Annotated in this window: 19 protein-coding genes and 1 tRNA gene; 9 read left to right on the forward strand and 11 right to left on the reverse strand. The window is 58.0% G+C overall.

Annotation, left to right across the window (positions count from 1 at the left end; all coding sequences use genetic code 11):
* The first annotated feature begins 15 nt into the window (after positions 1 to 15).
* Positions 16 to 558, forward strand: a complete 543-nt coding sequence (locus tag AC3ZVB_RS15775; protein WP_490147054.1) for a helix-turn-helix domain-containing protein — start codon at positions 16 to 18, stop codon at positions 556 to 558.
* 88 nt (positions 559 to 646) lie between these two features.
* On the opposite strand, the gene AC3ZVB_RS15780 is transcribed toward AC3ZVB_RS15775, so the two are convergent.
* Complete coding sequence (locus AC3ZVB_RS15780; protein WP_162438637.1) at positions 647 to 1,666, reverse strand: DUF4917 family protein; 1,020 nt, start codon at positions 1,664 to 1,666, stop codon at positions 647 to 649.
* A 157-nt stretch (positions 1,667 to 1,823) separates the two neighbouring features.
* On the opposite strand from AC3ZVB_RS15780, the gene yiaY reads away from it, so the two are divergent.
* Complete coding sequence (gene yiaY, locus AC3ZVB_RS15785; protein WP_490147055.1) at positions 1,824 to 2,972, forward strand: L-threonine dehydrogenase; 1,149 nt, start codon at positions 1,824 to 1,826, stop codon at positions 2,970 to 2,972.
* A gap of 16 nt (positions 2,973 to 2,988) precedes the next feature.
* Here the strand turns inward: yiaY and AC3ZVB_RS15790 are convergent, their stop codons facing one another.
* Both AC3ZVB_RS15790 and AC3ZVB_RS15795 read right to left on the reverse strand, forming a co-directional pair.
* Positions 2,989 to 4,185, reverse strand: coding sequence for a multidrug effflux MFS transporter (locus AC3ZVB_RS15790; RefSeq protein WP_490147056.1), 1,197 nt, complete (start codon positions 4,183 to 4,185; stop codon positions 2,989 to 2,991).
* Positions 4,186 to 4,276: 91 nt separating this feature from the next.
* Positions 4,277 to 4,765, reverse strand: coding sequence for a DMT family transporter (locus tag AC3ZVB_RS15795; RefSeq protein ID WP_162438640.1), 489 nt, complete (start codon positions 4,763 to 4,765; stop codon positions 4,277 to 4,279).
* Between the two features lie 86 nt (positions 4,766 to 4,851).
* On the opposite strand from AC3ZVB_RS15795, the gene AC3ZVB_RS15800 reads away from it, so the two are divergent.
* From AC3ZVB_RS15800 to AC3ZVB_RS15820, 5 genes are all read left to right on the forward strand, one after another.
* Complete coding sequence (locus AC3ZVB_RS15800; RefSeq protein WP_490147057.1) at positions 4,852 to 5,772, forward strand: LysR family transcriptional regulator; 921 nt, start codon at positions 4,852 to 4,854, stop codon at positions 5,770 to 5,772.
* Positions 5,773 to 5,827: 55 nt separating this feature from the next.
* Complete coding sequence (locus tag AC3ZVB_RS15805) at positions 5,828 to 6,466, forward strand: LysE family translocator (RefSeq protein ID WP_162440503.1); 639 nt, start codon at positions 5,828 to 5,830, stop codon at positions 6,464 to 6,466.
* 18 nt (positions 6,467 to 6,484) lie between these two features.
* A complete protein-coding gene (locus tag AC3ZVB_RS15810) occupies positions 6,485 to 7,834 on the forward strand; it encodes a sensor domain-containing protein (RefSeq protein WP_162440504.1) in 1,350 nt (449 codons plus the stop codon).
* A gap of 116 nt (positions 7,835 to 7,950) precedes the next feature.
* On the forward strand, positions 7,951 to 8,109 hold the full coding sequence (locus AC3ZVB_RS15815) for a KGG domain-containing protein (RefSeq protein ID WP_490147058.1): 159 nt from the start codon (positions 7,951 to 7,953) through the stop codon (positions 8,107 to 8,109).
* 76 nt (positions 8,110 to 8,185) lie between these two features.
* The gene (locus tag AC3ZVB_RS15820; protein WP_194691144.1) at positions 8,186 to 8,689 is read left to right on the forward strand and encodes a DUF4142 domain-containing protein; all 504 of its coding nucleotides are present in this window, start codon (positions 8,186 to 8,188) and stop codon (positions 8,687 to 8,689) included.
* Positions 8,690 to 8,738: 49 nt separating this feature from the next.
* Here AC3ZVB_RS15820 and AC3ZVB_RS15825 read toward each other — a convergent pair whose 3' ends face one another.
* Positions 8,739 to 9,149 (reverse strand): low affinity iron permease family protein, encoded by a 411-nt coding sequence (locus AC3ZVB_RS15825; protein ID WP_162440506.1) that lies wholly within the window; start codon positions 9,147 to 9,149, stop codon positions 8,739 to 8,741.
* Positions 9,150 to 9,297: 148 nt separating this feature from the next.
* On the opposite strand from AC3ZVB_RS15825, the gene AC3ZVB_RS15830 reads away from it, so the two are divergent.
* Positions 9,298 to 9,444 carry a hypothetical protein gene (locus AC3ZVB_RS15830; RefSeq protein WP_178114344.1) on the forward strand — a complete coding sequence of 49 codons (147 nt, stop codon included), beginning with the start codon at positions 9,298 to 9,300 and terminating at the stop codon, positions 9,442 to 9,444.
* A gap of 100 nt (positions 9,445 to 9,544) precedes the next feature.
* On the forward strand, positions 9,545 to 10,315 hold the full coding sequence (gene tam, locus AC3ZVB_RS15835; protein ID WP_490147059.1) for a trans-aconitate 2-methyltransferase: 771 nt from the start codon (positions 9,545 to 9,547) through the stop codon (positions 10,313 to 10,315).
* Between the two features lie 279 nt (positions 10,316 to 10,594).
* On the opposite strand, the gene AC3ZVB_RS15840 is transcribed toward tam, so the two are convergent.
* From AC3ZVB_RS15840 to AC3ZVB_RS15870, 7 genes are all read right to left on the reverse strand, one after another.
* Positions 10,595 to 11,002 carry a type II toxin-antitoxin system HicB family antitoxin gene (locus tag AC3ZVB_RS15840; RefSeq protein ID WP_490147060.1) on the reverse strand — a complete coding sequence of 136 codons (408 nt, stop codon included), beginning with the start codon at positions 11,000 to 11,002 and terminating at the stop codon, positions 10,595 to 10,597.
* A gap of 532 nt (positions 11,003 to 11,534) precedes the next feature.
* A tRNA-Gly gene (locus tag AC3ZVB_RS15845) sits at positions 11,535 to 11,608 on the reverse strand.
* Positions 11,609 to 11,787: 179 nt separating this feature from the next.
* On the reverse strand, positions 11,788 to 12,672 hold the full coding sequence (locus tag AC3ZVB_RS15850) for an alpha/beta fold hydrolase (protein WP_490147061.1): 885 nt from the start codon (positions 12,670 to 12,672) through the stop codon (positions 11,788 to 11,790).
* Positions 12,673 to 12,986: 314 nt separating this feature from the next.
* On the reverse strand, positions 12,987 to 13,679 hold the full coding sequence (locus tag AC3ZVB_RS15855; protein ID WP_490147062.1) for a 16S rRNA pseudouridine(516) synthase: 693 nt from the start codon (positions 13,677 to 13,679) through the stop codon (positions 12,987 to 12,989).
* Positions 13,680 to 13,712: 33 nt separating this feature from the next.
* Positions 13,713 to 13,931, reverse strand: coding sequence for a cysteine-rich CWC family protein (locus tag AC3ZVB_RS15860; RefSeq protein ID WP_162440526.1), 219 nt, complete (start codon positions 13,929 to 13,931; stop codon positions 13,713 to 13,715).
* On the reverse strand, positions 13,924 to 15,411 hold the full coding sequence (locus AC3ZVB_RS15865; RefSeq protein WP_490147063.1) for a sensor domain-containing diguanylate cyclase: 1,488 nt from the start codon (positions 15,409 to 15,411) through the stop codon (positions 13,924 to 13,926). Before AC3ZVB_RS15865 ends, AC3ZVB_RS15860 begins: the two co-directional genes overlap by 8 nt.
* Before the next feature lie 149 nt (positions 15,412 to 15,560).
* Positions 15,561 to 15,890, reverse strand: a complete 330-nt coding sequence (locus tag AC3ZVB_RS15870) for a hypothetical protein (RefSeq protein WP_490147064.1) — start codon at positions 15,888 to 15,890, stop codon at positions 15,561 to 15,563.
* Positions 15,891 to 16,177: the final 287 nt, after the last annotated feature.

The following is a 16,177-nucleotide window of genomic DNA, read 5'->3' on the forward strand; positions in this document are numbered from 1 at the left end:
GATTAATCGCTCTACATGTCTATCCGTTTGAAATTATTGAGAAAAAAACTTGGTGTGACGCTCGAGGCTTTGGCCGAGAAGTCCGGCATGACCAAGAGTTATCTGTCGAAGGTCGAGCGGGGCTTGAACACGCCGTCGATTGCGGCTGCGTTGAAACTGGCCAAGGCGCTGAACGTGAAGGTCGAGGAGCTGTTCTCCGAAGACAGCGTCAGCCTCGACAGCTACAGCCTGGTGCGCAGCGATGAGCGCCAGTCCCTGGCCGCCAATGACCAGAGTCCCGGTTACGCCGTGCTGGCTCATCAGGTGAGTGAGCGCAGTCTGCTGCCGTTCATCATTTATCCGCCCACCGAATTCGTCGACAAGGCGTTCAAGGAGCACACCGGGGAGGAGTTTTTGTTCGTCCACGAAGGGCAGGTGGAAGTGGATTTCATGACTGAGCGGGTGCTGCTCAACCGTGGGGATGCGCTGCACTTCAATGCGCAGAAGCCTCATCGGATCCGGTCAGTGGGTGAGGTTCTGGCGCAGTTGCTGGTGGTGGTGCATAGCAGCGAAGAGTGAAGGTGATCCCTGTAGCCGCTGGCGCAGCCTGCGTTCAACTGCGAAGCAGTCGTGATTTATCGGCAGAATCGGTGCTACAAGGATCGCTTCAGACCTCAACCGGGACCGTCAGCCTGGAACTCCCCAGCGGGTGCGTCTTGGAATCAAAAAACCGCAACTCGCTGCCCGTGCCCTCGAACACCTTCGCGTAATGCCGTTTCTGATGCTGAACGAACGCCTTGCTGCGCGGCTTGATCGAGATGGCGACCACCTTCGGTTTCGCCTGACGCAGTGCATGAATGATGTGACTGTCCTGTTCGCCCAGGGCATGACCGAAGAGGCACAGCCCCTCGTCATGACCGAGTAACTGGTCGTAGCAGAACGACAGATAGTCCGAGCTGCGAATAGTCTTGAGCTTGTCCTGCGACGGGCCTTCGTTGACGAACAGCGGTACATCGTCCAGCGTCTTGATCGTATTGTTGATCGCGAAACTGCCCAGCAAGGTGCCCTCGGTCGACATCAGCTTGCGCGCGGTGCCGTCCTGATTGCGTACCAGGTGCAACCCGCCATGCAGGTACAGCAAACGGGTTTTCTCGGTGGCTGTGCGGCTCAAATCAAAACCCGGTTCGGCGCCCTGGAACAGGTCGGTGATGGAGTCCGGCTGGTGCTGAATGGCCCAATAGTTGAGCAAGTCGTAATTGGTGGTGAACACCGTCCGGTAGCGGGCCAGTTCCTCACTGATGGTCGCCAGGGTCGCCGGCACCACCAGTCGCCAGGGGATATGCACCGCATGCACGGTATTGATCAGCGCTTCCTTGATCGCGTAGTAGCGATTGCGCGGCGCGGCGGAGCTGACGGCCAGGGCCTTGTTCACGCGACTGGTGGTTTTCAGTGCGCTGAGGACTTGCTCGAAGCTGCGCGTCTGCATCGCCTCGAACACGCTGAGCTCGGACTGGCTCAGGGGTTTTTCTTCGACGGTGCGGGCGTTTTCGAACAGCGAGTCGTAGCCGAAATCGTCCCACACCGCGCGGCTGGCGCCGTTGCCCAGCAGCAAGCCGCTGAACGTAGCGGTGGTGCGCAAGGCGTTCCAGTCTTCAAGTTGGGCATCAACATCCTGGAAATCGGTCATTGCGTTGGTCGTCTCGAAAGCAAAAGGTCTGATGGGCGGCGACTTTATCACGACCCGACGTTGAGCCAGATCAAGTTACCGCCCCCTGGATGAGTTGATCCTGTCGGTATCCGCTGGTTCGTCTTCGCCGATCCGGCTCCCGTCAGGAGATTCGCTCATGAGCAGCACCTTTTTCATTCCCGCCGTCAACATCATGGGCATCGGCTGCCTCGAAGAAGCCATGGTCGCTATTGGCAAATACGGCTTTCGCAAGGCGCTGATCGTCACTGATACCGGGCTGGCCAAGGCCGGAGTGGCGGCGATGATCGCCGGGAAGCTGGCGGAACTGGATATCGACTCGGTGATTTTCGACGGCGCCAAGCCTAATCCGAGCATCGCCAACGTCGAGCTTGGCCTCGGTCTGCTCAAGGAAAGCCAGTGTGATTTCGTGGTGTCCCTGGGCGGCGGTTCGCCCCATGACTGCGCTAAAGGCATTGCCCTGTGCGCGACCAACGGCGGGCAGATTCGCGACTATGAAGGGGTCGATCAATCCGCCAAGGCGCAACTGCCGCTGATCGCCATCAACACCACCGCCGGCACCGCCAGCGAGATGACCCGCTTCTGCATCATCACCGACGAATCGCGCCACGTGAAAATGGCCATCGTCGACCGCAACGTCACGCCGCTGCTGTCGGTCAACGACCCGGCGCTGATGGTTGCCATGCCTAAAAGCCTGACGGCCGCCACCGGCATGGACGCGCTGACCCACGCTATCGAAGCCTATGTGTCCACCGCCGCCAATCCGATCACCGATGCCTGCGCGTTGAAAGCCATCACCTTGATCAGCAACAACCTGCGCCTGGCCGTGCGCGACGGCCGCGACCTGGCGGCACGGGAAAACATGGCCTACGCGCAGTTCCTAGCGGGCATGGCGTTCAACAACGCGTCACTGGGTTTCGTGCATGCCATGGCGCACCAGTTGGGTGGTTACTACGACTTGCCCCACGGTGTGTGCAACGCCGTGCTGTTGCCGCACGTGCAGAGCTTCAACGCGCTGGTCTGCGCAGATCGCCTGACCGACGTGGCCCACGCAATGGGTGCCGACACGCGCGGGTACAGCCCGGAAGAGGGCGCTCAAGCGGCCATTACGGCCATTCGCACCCTGGCCCATGACGTGGAAATTCCCGCCGGTTTGCGCGAGCTTGGCGCCAAGCTCAACGACATCCCGGTCCTCGCTACTAACGCCCTCAAGGACGCTTGCGGCCTTACCAATCCCCGGACGGCGGATCAGCGTCAGATCGAAGAGATTTTCCGCAGCGCGTTTTAAGTTGTTTGTGAACCCCTCAATCACTGTGGGAGCCAGCCTGCTGGCGATGGCGGCAGGACAGACTGGGCGCGAGCTTTACGCAGAGCATCGCGCCCAACGCGAGCAAGGTACACAGCAAGGAAAGTGGCCAGGCTTGTTCGCTCGCGATCAGGCTGGCAATCGCGCCGATCACAGCGGCCATCAACTGGTGGATGAAACCGCTGAGCGCCATCGCATACGCACCGCCGACCGGCGAGCCGTCGTTGGCCAGTGACAGGCTGATCGGGTAGTTCAACGATTGACCGAACACCGCAACGCAGTAGGGCAACCAGAACAGCAGTGCGATTGAAGTGCCCAAGAAACTGCCCAGCAACATCACCGTACTCCCGGCCAGTACCAGCCCTACACCGGCCGTCATCATGCGTCGCTGGCCGGTGCGAAGCACGAAGCCATTGACTGCCAATGCCCCCAAAAAATACGCCGCGCTGATAGGCCAACCCAACAGTCCGTAATCCACCGCGGACCAGTTGAAGGGGCCTTGCAGAATCAGCGGCGCTGCCGTGTTGAACGCGATGATCACCCCATAACCGAGGCCACCGGCGAGGGTCGGCAACACGAAGGCCCGGTCACACACGATTCGCCCGTAACTCCGCCAGGCGGATGACTGGGCGCTCTCGTCGTCTCGAATGGGAAACGGCACACGCGCCACCCCCATCGCCATCAAAAGACTCACACTGCCCAGCAGATAAAAAATGGCGGACCAACCCAACGTCACCTGGATGATCGACCCCAGATACTGGCCTATGCCTAGCGCGACGACGAAAGAGATCGAAATCCAGGACAGCGCTTTGGCCAGCAGCTCACCGCGAAAACTGTCGCGAATCAGCACCCGGGCCATCACCGAAATGCCGCTCGCGCCAATGCCTTGAACCAGTCTTAACGCCAGGAATGATTCAAGCGTCTGGCCCAGAGGCAGGGCGAGGTTTGCCACCCCGTAGATACCCAGTGCCGCGAGCAACACCGGTTTTCGCCCGATGCGTTGGCTGAGACTGCCCCAGAACAACATCGGCAGCGCCATACCAATGAGATAAACCGCCAGCCCCCACGAAACCTGCGAGGCATCGGCAGACAGATACCGGGCCATCTCCGGCAATGCCGGCAGGTAAATGCTCATGCCCAGTTGGGCGAGGAAAACAGTGCTGCAGGTGACGAGGAGGGTGGTGCTGCTTTTCATGTAAAACCTTGGCACTGATCGGCAGGGATTTTGATTGCGGCAAGACTATACCCGGCGGGCGGCCCGACGCCGATAAGTCCATGAGTTTCCCTCAACCCGCCGTCACCAGCGCTTTACCCGGACTGTCACTGAACTGAATCAGCACCACCCCGGCAATCAACAACACCGCCCCTAGCACGCGCGGCAAGGTCATTTGCCGCTCGACCAATCCGAACAACCCAAAGTGGTCGAGCACTAGCGATGCAACCACTTGTCCTGCCAGCGCCAATGCAATAAACCCCGACGCCCCCAACTTGGGCAATAGCATCAGCGCCAGCGAAATAAAGCACACCCCAAACGCACCGCCGGCCCACATCCACAACGGCGCTTTGGTGATGAATGCCAACGTTGGCAACGGCAAGCGCATCGCCACAATCACCGGCAACAACACCACGATGCTGACCAGTAACGAGGCGAGCGTTGCCCATAACGGATGTCCGAGACCTCTGCCGAGATTGGCGTTGATCGCACTCTGAAAAGGCACCACCGCCCCGGCTATCACGGCCAACAGCAGCAGACCGGCCCAATGCAACGTCGTCATGATGAAACTCCAACAGGTTTTGCTGGACTCTAGAGTATTCGTCGCGCAGATTTAAATTCCAAATTGCTATGCAGAACATGCATCAGATGAATGATCTAAGGCGTATTGACCTTAACTTACTGGTGATCCTTGACGCTTTGCTCATGGAGCAACACGTCACCCGCGCAGCCGAGCGCCTGCACCTCAGTCAACCGGCGGTCAGCCATGCGCTGGCGCGGCTGCGCGATCTGCTCGGCGATCCGTTACTGGTGCGCGCGGGCGCCACGCTGGTGCCAACGCCGCGGGCGCTGGAGTTGGTCACGCCCTTGGCCGAAGTGCTTGCTCAGGTGCAATCGCTGCTGGCGCCGAATACGTTCGATCCGGCCACCGCCAAACGCACCTTTCGCCTGGCGATGTCAGATTACGGGGCTGCGATCGTCTTGCCGGGGCTGGTTCGAACCTTGCGGCGTGATGCACCGGGTATCGATCTGCAGATCAGCCACGCCAGTCGCGAAGGGATGCTTGATGCCGTACTGAATGGCGACATCGACATGGCCGCCGGAGTGTTTCCGGAGATACCGAATGAACTGCGCAGCACGGCGTTATTCGATGAGCATTACGTGTGCCTGGTCGACCGTAACAGCCTGCCAACCGGTGGTGAGCTGGACCTGCCGACATACCTGTCACGGCCCCACGTTCTGCTGGAAATGCGCGGCAGTGGCACACCGGAAATCGAACGGACCCTGACGGCACTGCGTGCTCGCCGGCGTGTGTCGATCAGTCTGCCACACTGGAGCGTGGCCCCTGCGTTCATCAGCGGTACGGATCTGATTCTCACGGTGGCCTCTCGCGCGGTCAGCAGCGTTGATGAGCGGTCATTGATCGTGGTACCGCCGCCGTTCAAGATTTCCGCGTTTACCTTTGTCCTGGCGTGGCATAAACGGCGGAGCGGAGATCAGGCGTTGAATTGGTTAAAGAACGAAATCGAGCGATTAATGGTCTGTGACGTCCCTCCGGTACCCTGCTAGCTCAACAAACGCAGTAGACTCGCGAGCATTCAGCGCACCTCGAACAGGAGTTCCCATGACCCCCACTCTGCTACTGGCCGTTCTCGCTTCGGGCTTTATCTATGCCATTACACCGGGGCCTGGCGTGCTGGCAGTATTGGGCATTGGTGCTGCACGTGGAAGGCGGGCCGGGGCGGGGTTTCTCTGCGGGCATTTACTGGGCGATGTGATCTGGTGCAGTACGGCGCTGATAGCGATTGTCGGCGCGCGGGAAATTGGCAGCACGGCGTTCGACGTGTTGGGTGTGATCAGCGGCCTTTACCTGTTTTGGCTCGGATTGCGCGCAGTACGTGCCAAGCGCAGCAGCGCCGAAGTGCCTCAAGGGCCAGCACGGCAGCCGTTCTGGCATGGCATCCTGTTCGGGCTGACCAATCCTAAAGCCTATCCGGTGGCGGTGGCGACGTTCACCGCACTGCTGTCCAGTCGTGCAGAGTTGCTGCACTGGTCGATGTTGCCCTGGCTGATCGCGCTGAGTTTCATCGGAGGCCTAATCGCCTACGCTATCCTCATTGGCATCGTCGGCGCCCGGCAGGTACGCACTGTGTACCAGCGTCATGAACTGTTGATCACCCGGTTGTGCGGGGTAATGTTTATCGGTTTCGCCATCAATGCTCTGGTGCATGCAGTGCCGGGATTGGTGGCGAGCAAGACTTGAATCTGATCGCAGGGCACCATGGAAAGCAGAAATTCAGCGCCGCTGGCGAGCTACATCGATCTACTGCTGGACGCCGTGTGTGCGGTCGATAAACAAGGTCGTTTCGTGTTTATCAGCGCTGCCTGCGAACAGGTTTTTGGCTACACCCCCGATGAGTTGATCGGCAAGGCGATGATTGATCTGGTGCATCCGGCCGATCGACAGCGGACCCTCGACGCTGCGCGGGAGATCATGGGCGGCGAGCCCAAGCTGAATTTCGAGAACCGCTACCTGCGCAAGGACGGTCGGGTGGTGCATATCCTCTGGTCGGCCCGCTGGTCGGAAGTCGATCAGCTGCGCATTGCGGTGGCCCGCGATATCACCGGGCGCAAGCAGGCCGAATCCCGGCAGGCGGCGTTGTACGCGATCTCCGAAGCGGCCCATGCCGCAGAAGATTTGCTGGCATTATTCAAGCGTATCCATTTGCTGATCGGTGAATGGTTGCCGGCGATGAATTTCTCCGTGGCCTTGTATGACGAGCACTGTTCACAGCTGAATTTCCCCTATCACGTCGATGAACTTGAACCGCAACCCGAACAGCCGGGAACGGTCACCGGGCGCTTGTGCGCAGAGGTCATTCGCAGCGGGCAACCAATTCTGCTGACCCCGGATCAAGGCAACGCTCCTGCGGGGTTCGAGGCGTTGGTGGCGGGCCAGGAGTCTCCCTGCTGGTTGGGCGTACCACTGAACTCGCAAAACGGCACCATTGGTGCTCTGATCGTCAAAAGTGTTGCGGGCGGCGAGCGCTACACCGAGCAGGACAAGGAATTGCTGCAGTTTGTGTGTGCCCAGGTGGCCACCGCGATCGAGCGCAAGCAGCTGCATGCCCGCCTCGAACGCATGGCGCAGTACGACGCGCTGACCCAACTGCCCAATCGCGCGTTACTCCGTGACCGTCTGAAAAGTTCGCTGACATTGGCTCAGATGGACGGTGGCCGCATGGCGCTGCTGTACGTCGATCTCGACCGCTTCAAGGAGGTCAACGACAACCATGGCCATTCAGTGGGCGATATGTTGCTGCAAGCGGTGGCCAGTCGGCTCAAGGGCTGCGTGCGCGAAACCGACACGGTGGCCCGCATCGGCGGCGACGAGTTCGTGGTTTTGCTGCACAGCATTCATGCTGCGGAAGACGCCGACAAAGTCGCGCAGAAAATCCGTCAGGTATTGGCGCAGCCACTGCGCCTGGACGGCCACAGCTTGACCATTCGGACCAGCATTGGCGTCGCGCTGTACCCTGAACACGGCACTGAGGAGAAGCAGCTGTTCAGACACGCCGATGAAGCGATGTACACCGCCAAGCGCCAGTATCACTTACGCCTCGACGCCTGAAAAACGGCCACCGTTCGTCGCAGCGTTTGTAGCTTTTCTAAACCTTTTGGGGCTGTGAAATTCTGATCCTATGCGGGCTCCTGCTCGCCGCGATCATTACCAAGAGGTAGAGAATCATGCCTAACTCAAGAAACTCGAACTCGGGAAACTTCGCCAACGATCGAACGAAGGCGTCTGAAGCCGGTCGCAAAGGTGGGAAAACAACTACCACGACTGTCGATAAAGCCCCTGCGAAACCCGATATGGGCCGCAAAGGTGGTCAGAAATCCAAGTAGTCGGTGAAGGTTGTTTTGATTGAGAGGCGGGGGCGAAAGCTCCCGCTTGAATTTTTTGTCAGAGGAGGGCGCGACCATGAGCCGGATGGCCACCCGTTTACGCAATGCCAGTTTAGTCACGATATTGGGGCTCTTTGCCAGCAGTGCTTTTGCACAATCGCCCGCTGAATTCATTAACGATGCTTCCGCCAAAGGCATGGCCGATATCGAGGCCAGCCGCCTGGCGCATCAGAAATCCGAATCCAAAGAAGTAAAGGATTACACCATTGTGGTCATCAATGACCGCACTACTGCCAATCAGCATTTGGCGAAGATCGCCAAGCAACTGGATTTGCCAGTGGCCCCGCGCGAAGAAGTGGTGAGTGAAGCCCAAAGCCTGATGCCGGAGTTGCAGGACGGCGCATCCTTTGACAAGGCATACGCAAGCAGCCAGGTGAAAACTACCGAAGAGGCCATCGAGCAACTGCAGCAGCAAGCGCAAACGACCGATGTGCCGGAAATCAAAGCCTTTGCCGAAGAAACACTGCCGAAACTGCAAAATCATCTGCAGATGGCAAAGGCTCTTCAAGCCAGTCGCTAATGGCTCTTATACAAACGGCGCGGGATTCCCAGCGCCGTTTTTTTTTGGATCAGCAGTCGTTCAGATCCGTTTTTCGCTTGCTTGAAGCGGCCAGACCTTCCAGCGCATGAACGTCTTTCTCGCCCATGGCGCGATAGTGTTTGCGCAGCGCTTCCAGTTGCTTGAGATCGAGTAATTCAAGCCCGAGCATGGCGTTTTGCGCTTCCTTGTTCACCCGCAGCAACTCATCGATTTTCAAGTGCAGGATGTCGGTGTCACGGTTCTGAGTGTTCTGGATCAAGAAGACCATCAGGAACGTAATGATCGTGGTCGAGGTATTGATGATCAGTTGCCAGGTGTCGTTGTAACTGAAAATCGGTCCACTCAATCCCCAGAGAAAAATCAGAATCAATGCACCCATGAACGTCTTGGGACTACCGGCCCACAAGGCGAGTTTCTGTGAGATTTTTGCGAATTTCATTGCCGTCTTCCTTATAGGGATGCGCCTGAAATTTGAGACAGCGCCGGCATATGGAAAATTCTGCTTACATTTGTGGGTCGTGAAAAAGACGCAACAAAACAGCCCTCGAGACAGTCACTACTCCAGTCACTCGAATTTGGAGAATCACATGAACGTCGCTCGCCTGTTTTGCCTTTCCTGCTGCCTGTTCGTCTTGCAAGGCTGCTTTGATAACTCGGATAACGAAACCAAAGACAACACGGATGGCACCAAATCTTCGGTGCAGATGCAGGACAAGGACGCGGCGGATAAATAGCGTTCGCCTGAGGTCGGGATTGGGGTCAGTGCACGGGCGAGGTATCGTAGCCAACCGGTGTCCGCACCTGGCCGCTATTACGCACCGACAGGAGAACGCAATGAGTTGGTCCGCCAAACAATACGTCGCTTTTGAAGATGAACGCACACGCCCCGCGCGAGACTTGCTCGCTGCCGTCCCGTCCGTGGACGCGCGATCGGCCATCGACATCGGCTGCGGCCCCGGCAATTCGACCGAATTGCTGGTGGAGCGCTTTGCCAACGCCACAGTGCGTGGCGTCGACAGTTCGACCGACATGATCGAAGCCGCGCGCGAGCGCTTGCCGCAGGTGCAATTCGATACAGTCGATATCGGCACCTGGGACGAAAGCGGCCCATTCGATGTGATTTTTGCCAACGCGGTGCTGCAGTGGCTGCCCGATCACGCAACGTTGCTGCCTGCGTTGGTGAACAAGCTTGCATCGGGCGGCAGTCTGGCGATTCAGATGCCCGACAATCTCAATGAGCCGTCGCACCGTTTGATGCGCGAAGTTGCCGCCGATGGTCCATGGGCCAGCAAGTTGGCGGACGCCGCCGGGCAGCGCACGGAAATGGCCAGTGCCAGCGACTACTACTCAATGCTGCGACCGCATTGCGCACGCGTCGATGTGTGGCGTACCACCTACCATCATCCCCTGACGGGCGGTGCGTCGGGTGTGGTCGAGTGGTTCAAGGGCAGCGGGTTGCGGCCATTTCTCGAACCGCTGGATGAAGCGGAAAAGGCGCAGTACCTCAAGCAGTACCTGGCCGCGATCGAGCAGGCTTACCCGACGCTGAGCGACGGCTCGGTGCTGTTGCCGTTCCCGCGTTTGTTTCTTGTGGCGACTCGCTGACCCTGAGGGACGAATAACGCTCGAGGTTATTTGTCCCTTCGTTTTACGCTCAGGTAATCAAAGAGAAACGAAGCGAAGCCGAACAACCCAATCATCGAAATGATCATGATCCCCAACTCTGAATTGTCCATGCTGATCTCTGATGGAAAGATGAGCTGGCAGGTTAAGGCATCTCCGGTCGCGCTAAATGTCGCACTACGCTTTCTTTACTGGCCCTCTGCAATCCATACGCAAAAATTACGCGTATGGGGCGGATTGACCCGCCTCCTCATAGCCAGCTCATCCCTGCTGCAACACTTTGAGTGCCGCCGAGGCCAGAAACCCTGAGCGGCTTTTCTCCTCCGGATGGTGGAGCACGTACTCATCGATACGGGTCAGCAAATAGCCGGGCAGGGTGATATTGAGTTTCTGCGCTTTGCCCAGGTATTTGGTGACATCGATGTCCACCAATGCCCATGTGCAGCCGGCGTACTTCGGGTTGGCAGCATGCAGCGTGACTTTATTGGCTGGCGGAATCGGCGCCCCATCTTCAGCGAGAATCTCGAAGTGACCTTCAATGGCTTCGCGAGCCATGGCCATGGCGTCGTCAAGGTCATCACCGGCGGAAAAACAACCCGGAATATCCGGTACTTCCACGCCCCAGGCGTGCTCGTTATCGCCGGTTGAAATGGCAATCGGGTAAAGCATATTCGTACTCCTGCACGGACACTGTGCTCTTCAACGCATGGCTACTCACAACACCTCCCTGTGGTGTGTTAGGTGGTTACTATACCTACCGGGATTTATTCATCAACACTATAACCACCAATATGCGATTTGAGGGGGGTTGAAGAGTTCAGGAGGGAGGTGGGAGGCGCGCGGCTGGGTCGGATTTTGCCGGATGCAAAGACCGGCTAATTGCGCTGATGGCTAAGAAATTCGGAAGCGAAGGGGCGCTCTATGTAGCAGCTGGCGAAGCCTGCGTTCGACTGCGAAGCAGTCGTAAAACCTGAGCGCGAGGTTTTCCTGAAACACCGCGCTGCATGATTTTACGACTGCTTCGCAGTCGAACGCAGGCTTCGCCAGCTGCTACAAAAAAGCGTGTTCTGGTTGGCGGCATAGAGATCGTTGATCTCGACGCGATCACCTAATCCCGGGCACAAAAAAACCGGCCATCGAGGCCGGTTTTTTTCTTTGCCTGCATCCCACGTTGAAAAACAACCTGGGATCAAAATTCGATTGGAGCGGGTGAAGGGAATCGAACCCTCGTTATCAGCTTGGGAAGCTGGAGTAATGCCATTATACGACACCCGCTCAGAGCGGCTGACTTTGTACCAGATGTGCGCCGGGAAATGAAGTTTTTCTTTAGGCGCGATCGCTTTAGCGCGGGTGAGGACAACGCACAAACCACGTGGCGGTCTATCGCGGGCAAGCCTTGCTCCCACAGAAGCGGTAGCGTCCAGGCAAGCAGGCTTGCTCGCGATGACTCTGTTTCAGATGGCCAGTGCATGTTGGTCCTGGACGTAGTGGTAACGCGGTCGGCCTTCATGTGGCGAAGGCTGCAGGAAACCCAGCAGTGCGTTACGGCTGTCACGGCAGGCGGCTTTGTGTTCCATGTCGAGGAAGTGACCGGTTGCCTCAAGCGTGGTAAAGGTGCTGTGTTGAACGTGATTGGCGAACAATCGCGCGCCATCGGCGGCGGTGTATTCGTCCCATTCACCGTTCAGGAACAACACGGGGACGTTGATTTTTTCCGATGCTTTGAGAAAACACTGGCGGTCGCTGTGCAGCAGGTCGCTGATGTGAAAGTGCATCTGCCCGTATTCATGATCGGCCAGGCTGCTGACGTGGCGGTAGTTGAAGCGCTTGAACAGCGATGGCAAGTGCTTGCCGATGGTGCTGTTGACCAGGTTGCCGACGCGGTCGCCATCGCGGCTGCCGAGGTAATCAACGCCGCGCTCAAGGTAGTCGAGCATGTGCGCGTTGATCTCCGGGGAGAACGAGCTGATTACGGCTTTTTCGATGCGTCGTGGCCGTTGGGCGAGGGCGACCAGGGTCGCGGCGCCACCCCAGGAAAACGACAGCACGTGTTCGGCGGCGAAGTGGTCGATCAGCTCCAGGAGGATCTGTCCTTCGACGTCCTTGGTCAGCAGTTTTTCGTGCAGGTTGTGTGCTTTCGACTTGCCCGCGTAGGGCTGGTCGTAGCAGACCACGTTGAATTGCGGATGAAGATTTTTCACGGTTTGTGCAAACGACGCAGTCGTGGCCATCGAGCCGTTGACCAAGATGATGGTCTTCTCTGCGGCGTCTGCGCGATAGAACTCCGTGTAAACCCGATACTGACCCTGTATATCCAGCACAGCGATTTCTGGCCTCATGTCATATGACTCCTGGCAAGCGGGTATGCGCGCAAATGAGATTGCACGAGCTTTGTGACAGGTAGGCATACGCCTGGAATTTTGAGAGGCCCATGTCGATCCGTTAAAGCAGGTCGACGGGTATTATTATTGGCGGGCAGTCTGCCGGTCTGAGGCGGAACCTGAGGGTTCTCTAACCGGCAAAAAGTTTCTTAGAAGTATGTTGTGACTCGTCAGTCACATTTCGGCTGACGTCCTGATTCAAGCAGGGCGCAAAGGTTCGCGCAAGTGCCTTTGGTAAATTGTTCGACAACTTCTGCTGAGCGGTAGGCTGCTTAGATCAATTGGATCTCTTCGTCGCTCAGCGGGCGGTATTCGCCCGGTTTGAGTGACGGGTCGAGCACCAGGGGGCCCATTTTTTCGCGGTGCAGGCGCAGCACTTTGTTGTTGAAGTGGCCAAACATGCGCTTCACCTGGTGGTAACGACCCTCGACGATGCTCAGGCGAGCAGACGTTGGGCCGAGCACAAGGAGGTCGGCGGGCAGGGTGGTGAGGTCTTCGAAAGCGAAGTACATGCCCTCGGCAAATTTCAGCGCGTATTCCGGTCCAATCGCTTGCTCTGTCTCGACCCAGTACACCTTGGGCAGTTTGGTCTGCGGCTGGGTCAAGCGACGCGACCAACTGCCGTCGTTGGTGATCAGCATCAGACCGGTGGTGTTGAAGTCCAGGCGGCCGGCGATGTGCAGCTCATCCTTGTCTGGCTCGTGGATCAGGTCGAGAACTGTCGGGTGCTGTGGGTCACGGGTGGCGCTGACGCAACCGGGCGGTTTGTGCAGCATGAAATGACGCACAGGCTTGCCGACTTGCAAGACCTCGTTATCCACCTCGACACGGCTGAACTCCCGGACTTCGGCATGCGGATCGCTGACGATTTTTCCGTCAAGCCGCACGCGTTTTTCCACCAGCAACAGGCGCACCTGCTTGCGGTTGAAGCACGGCAGGTTGCTGAGGAAACGGTCTACACGCATGACGGGGGATCGGCAGGAAAGGGGCCGAGTATCTTACGGGATCGGCCGGGCGGCTGCTTGCAGTTGCGCCTCGACCTGCGCGCAGCGTGGGCAAAGACAGGATTTGTCGCGCAACTCGGCGGGCAAGGCCTGGAGAACGGCCGGATCGATGCTGACGCCGTAGCACCAGCAGGCCCGATCGGCGGTTCGCGGGTCGGCCAAGGTGCAATCGTTGGAGGCACCGCAGGCCGGGCAGGTATCTGGTTTATTCATAAACGGAGTGAGATTTTTCCACGCAGGTGCGGTTACGGCCGGTTTGCTTGGCCCGGTACATTGCATGATCCGCCCGGGACAGCAGCGTGTGCAAGGTGTCTTCGGGCTGCAAGGTGGTGAGGCCGATGCTGACGGTCAGCTTCAATGCCTGATCGTTGTACGCATACTGCTGTTGCTCGACGTGCTGACGAATTTTCTCGGCAATCATCAGGCCGGTTTCACCATCAGTGTCCTTGAGCAACACGATGAATTCTTCACCGCCCCAACGACAGACAATGTCGGAGTGGCGCAGGCAACTTTCCAGGTCCCGTGCGAAGCCGATCAGCACCTGATCCCCCGCGAGGTGACCGTAGGTGTCGTTCAAGGCTTTGAAATGGTCCAGGTCGAGCAGTAACGCGGTCAGCGGTTTGGGTTCACGCTGGGCTTCGTGCATGGCTTGTGCGGCCAGCAGGTCGAAGCCTCGGCGATTGGGTAACTCGGTCAGGCTGTCGAGGGTGGCCTGGGCGTGGATTCGCGCCTGATAGCGCTTGATCACCCGGTTCAACAGGGCCAATACGATCAGCGTGATAAACAGGCAGATCAGCAAATTGAGGTACAGCGACTGGCGGATTTCATTGAGCGCGCCATCTTCGCGTTTGTCGACGAACAGGTACCAGTTGAGCTCCGGAATAAACCGCACGTTGAGGAAATGACCCTGGCCATGGACGGAATATTCATAGGTGCCGCTGTGGGGTTTGGGCAGCTGGCTGACCAGGCTTTTCATGCTGTCGAGTTCGCCAAGGGTCTTGCCGATGTGCGCGCCCTCGGGGCCACCCTCGGCACCGGTCAGCACCAGGCGTCCGAAGGTGTCGACGAAATACACGCTGCGTTGATAGCGCTGCTGGTATTTGTCGATCAGCTTGATCACCGCATCAACCGTCAAACCGACGCCCGCCGCGCCGATGAACCGGTTGTTGTAGTCGTAGACCTTGTAGTTGATGAAGAACGTCAGGTTGTCCTTGTTGGCCAGGTCCGGATCGACGTTGATCTCGTAAGGGTCGGCCATATCACGCACGCGAAAGTACCAGGCGTCCCGGGGCTCGGTGACTTTGATCTGCTTGAGAACGCCTTTGGCGTGGTAGTAGGTCAGGCTGGTGTTGGAGACAAAAAACGCGGTGTAGGCGCCGTAATGCGTCATGACCTCGTTGAGATATCGAGTCATCTGCTCGGGATTCTGCTCACCGTTGACCACCCAGTCGCGCATGAACGTATCCCGCGACATCATTGAGGAGATGAGGATGGGACGGACGAGGTCTTTCTGGATTTCGGAATAGACCGTGTCTGACGTCAACGGCAGTTCGGTGTTGACGATGCTGTCCCGGATCGACGCTCGCGAGGCGTAATAGCTGAGGAAAGACGTCGCCAGGAAGCCTGCGCCCAGCAGTGCAATCAGCGTAAGAACCAACGAACGTTGCGAATACAGCGGCGAGCGAAGCGGCATGACAGTTCCATTGGCAGTGATCCGGGTGGGAGGCATTCTAATGGGACTGCGGGGAAATAACTGCTGGATTTGTGGGGTGAATCGGTTTGTATCAGGGGCCGTTCCGCCAACCTAAACACCCCACTTATCTACATCGATTCTATTCGCAGCTATACCCCACTTGAACCTCGCGGCCGTAACCTTTGGCCAACCACATTCAGTACATCACACCCATCCCGCAGCGGAAGGGCGCAGAGCAAGGCGAAGTCGCTGAGGATGAAAGACTGGCATTCGATCGATCCGCGCATGGAGAGGTTTTCCAGCACTTGGGTAACGGCGTGAATTCGGTAATTGGCGGCGTCGACCAGGACGTCGAGGGGTGCTTGGGTATCGACGAAGAGGGTGGGCATGTCGTCGCAGTTGCTGGTGAGGGGTTTGAAGCGGTTTTCGGGGTGGGGGGTTGGTTTTATGTAGGGTGCGTCGGTAGTTGATTTTGTCATTTTATTTGAAGTCCATAAGCGTAGATGTGGACTACCAATAGCCTTCCTACGGGCTAGGGTGGCAGCCGTGCGCGGGAGTAGGAAACCGAGTGCTCATGAACCTCAGCCACACCGAAGTGTGTCCCGCGCACAGCCGCCGCGAACGATTTTACGGACACGGGTTAAGTGCCGCAATCAAACGCCAGCGCTGATGCGCGAAGAGCAAACAAGGGTTCCTACACCCTGTCGCTGCAATGAGTGCGATCCATAAACCCCACCTACCCAGCACCTGGATAGCAGGTTACCGT

It is taken from the genome of Pseudomonas sp. MDV22-iso1 (assembly GCF_058145095.1).

What these genes read in the sequence shown, in the direction of transcription:
- AC3ZVB_RS15775 (WP_490147054.1), top strand. Translation starts at nt 16, where the DNA reads ATGTCTATCCGTTTGAAATTATTGAGAAAAAAACTTGGTGTGACGCTC.
- AC3ZVB_RS15780 (WP_162438637.1), bottom strand. Translation starts at nt 1,666, where the DNA reads ATGACCGATTTCCAGGATGTTGATGCCCAACTTGAAGACTGGAACGCC.
- yiaY (WP_490147055.1), top strand. Translation starts at nt 1,824, where the DNA reads ATGAGCAGCACCTTTTTCATTCCCGCCGTCAACATCATGGGCATCGGC.
- AC3ZVB_RS15790 (WP_490147056.1), bottom strand. Translation starts at nt 4,185, where the DNA reads ATGAAAAGCAGCACCACCCTCCTCGTCACCTGCAGCACTGTTTTCCTC.
- AC3ZVB_RS15795 (WP_162438640.1), bottom strand. Translation starts at nt 4,765, where the DNA reads ATGACGACGTTGCATTGGGCCGGTCTGCTGCTGTTGGCCGTGATAGCC.
- AC3ZVB_RS15800 (WP_490147057.1), top strand. Translation starts at nt 4,852, where the DNA reads ATGAATGATCTAAGGCGTATTGACCTTAACTTACTGGTGATCCTTGAC.
- AC3ZVB_RS15805 (WP_162440503.1), top strand. Translation starts at nt 5,828, where the DNA reads ATGACCCCCACTCTGCTACTGGCCGTTCTCGCTTCGGGCTTTATCTAT.
- AC3ZVB_RS15810 (WP_162440504.1), top strand. Translation starts at nt 6,485, where the DNA reads ATGGAAAGCAGAAATTCAGCGCCGCTGGCGAGCTACATCGATCTACTG.
- AC3ZVB_RS15815 (WP_490147058.1), top strand. Translation starts at nt 7,951, where the DNA reads ATGCCTAACTCAAGAAACTCGAACTCGGGAAACTTCGCCAACGATCGA.
- AC3ZVB_RS15820 (WP_194691144.1), top strand. Translation starts at nt 8,186, where the DNA reads ATGAGCCGGATGGCCACCCGTTTACGCAATGCCAGTTTAGTCACGATA.
- AC3ZVB_RS15825 (WP_162440506.1), bottom strand. Translation starts at nt 9,149, where the DNA reads ATGAAATTCGCAAAAATCTCACAGAAACTCGCCTTGTGGGCCGGTAGT.
- AC3ZVB_RS15830 (WP_178114344.1), top strand. Translation starts at nt 9,298, where the DNA reads ATGAACGTCGCTCGCCTGTTTTGCCTTTCCTGCTGCCTGTTCGTCTTG.
- tam (WP_490147059.1), top strand. Translation starts at nt 9,545, where the DNA reads ATGAGTTGGTCCGCCAAACAATACGTCGCTTTTGAAGATGAACGCACA.
- AC3ZVB_RS15840 (WP_490147060.1), bottom strand. Translation starts at nt 11,002, where the DNA reads ATGCTTTACCCGATTGCCATTTCAACCGGCGATAACGAGCACGCCTGG.
- AC3ZVB_RS15850 (WP_490147061.1), bottom strand. Translation starts at nt 12,672, where the DNA reads ATGAGGCCAGAAATCGCTGTGCTGGATATACAGGGTCAGTATCGGGTT.
- AC3ZVB_RS15855 (WP_490147062.1), bottom strand. Translation starts at nt 13,679, where the DNA reads ATGCGTGTAGACCGTTTCCTCAGCAACCTGCCGTGCTTCAACCGCAAG.
- AC3ZVB_RS15860 (WP_162440526.1), bottom strand. Translation starts at nt 13,931, where the DNA reads ATGAATAAACCAGATACCTGCCCGGCCTGCGGTGCCTCCAACGATTGC.
- AC3ZVB_RS15865 (WP_490147063.1), bottom strand. Translation starts at nt 15,411, where the DNA reads ATGCCGCTTCGCTCGCCGCTGTATTCGCAACGTTCGTTGGTTCTTACG.
- AC3ZVB_RS15870 (WP_490147064.1), bottom strand. Translation starts at nt 15,890, where the DNA reads ATGACAAAATCAACTACCGACGCACCCTACATAAAACCAACCCCCCAC.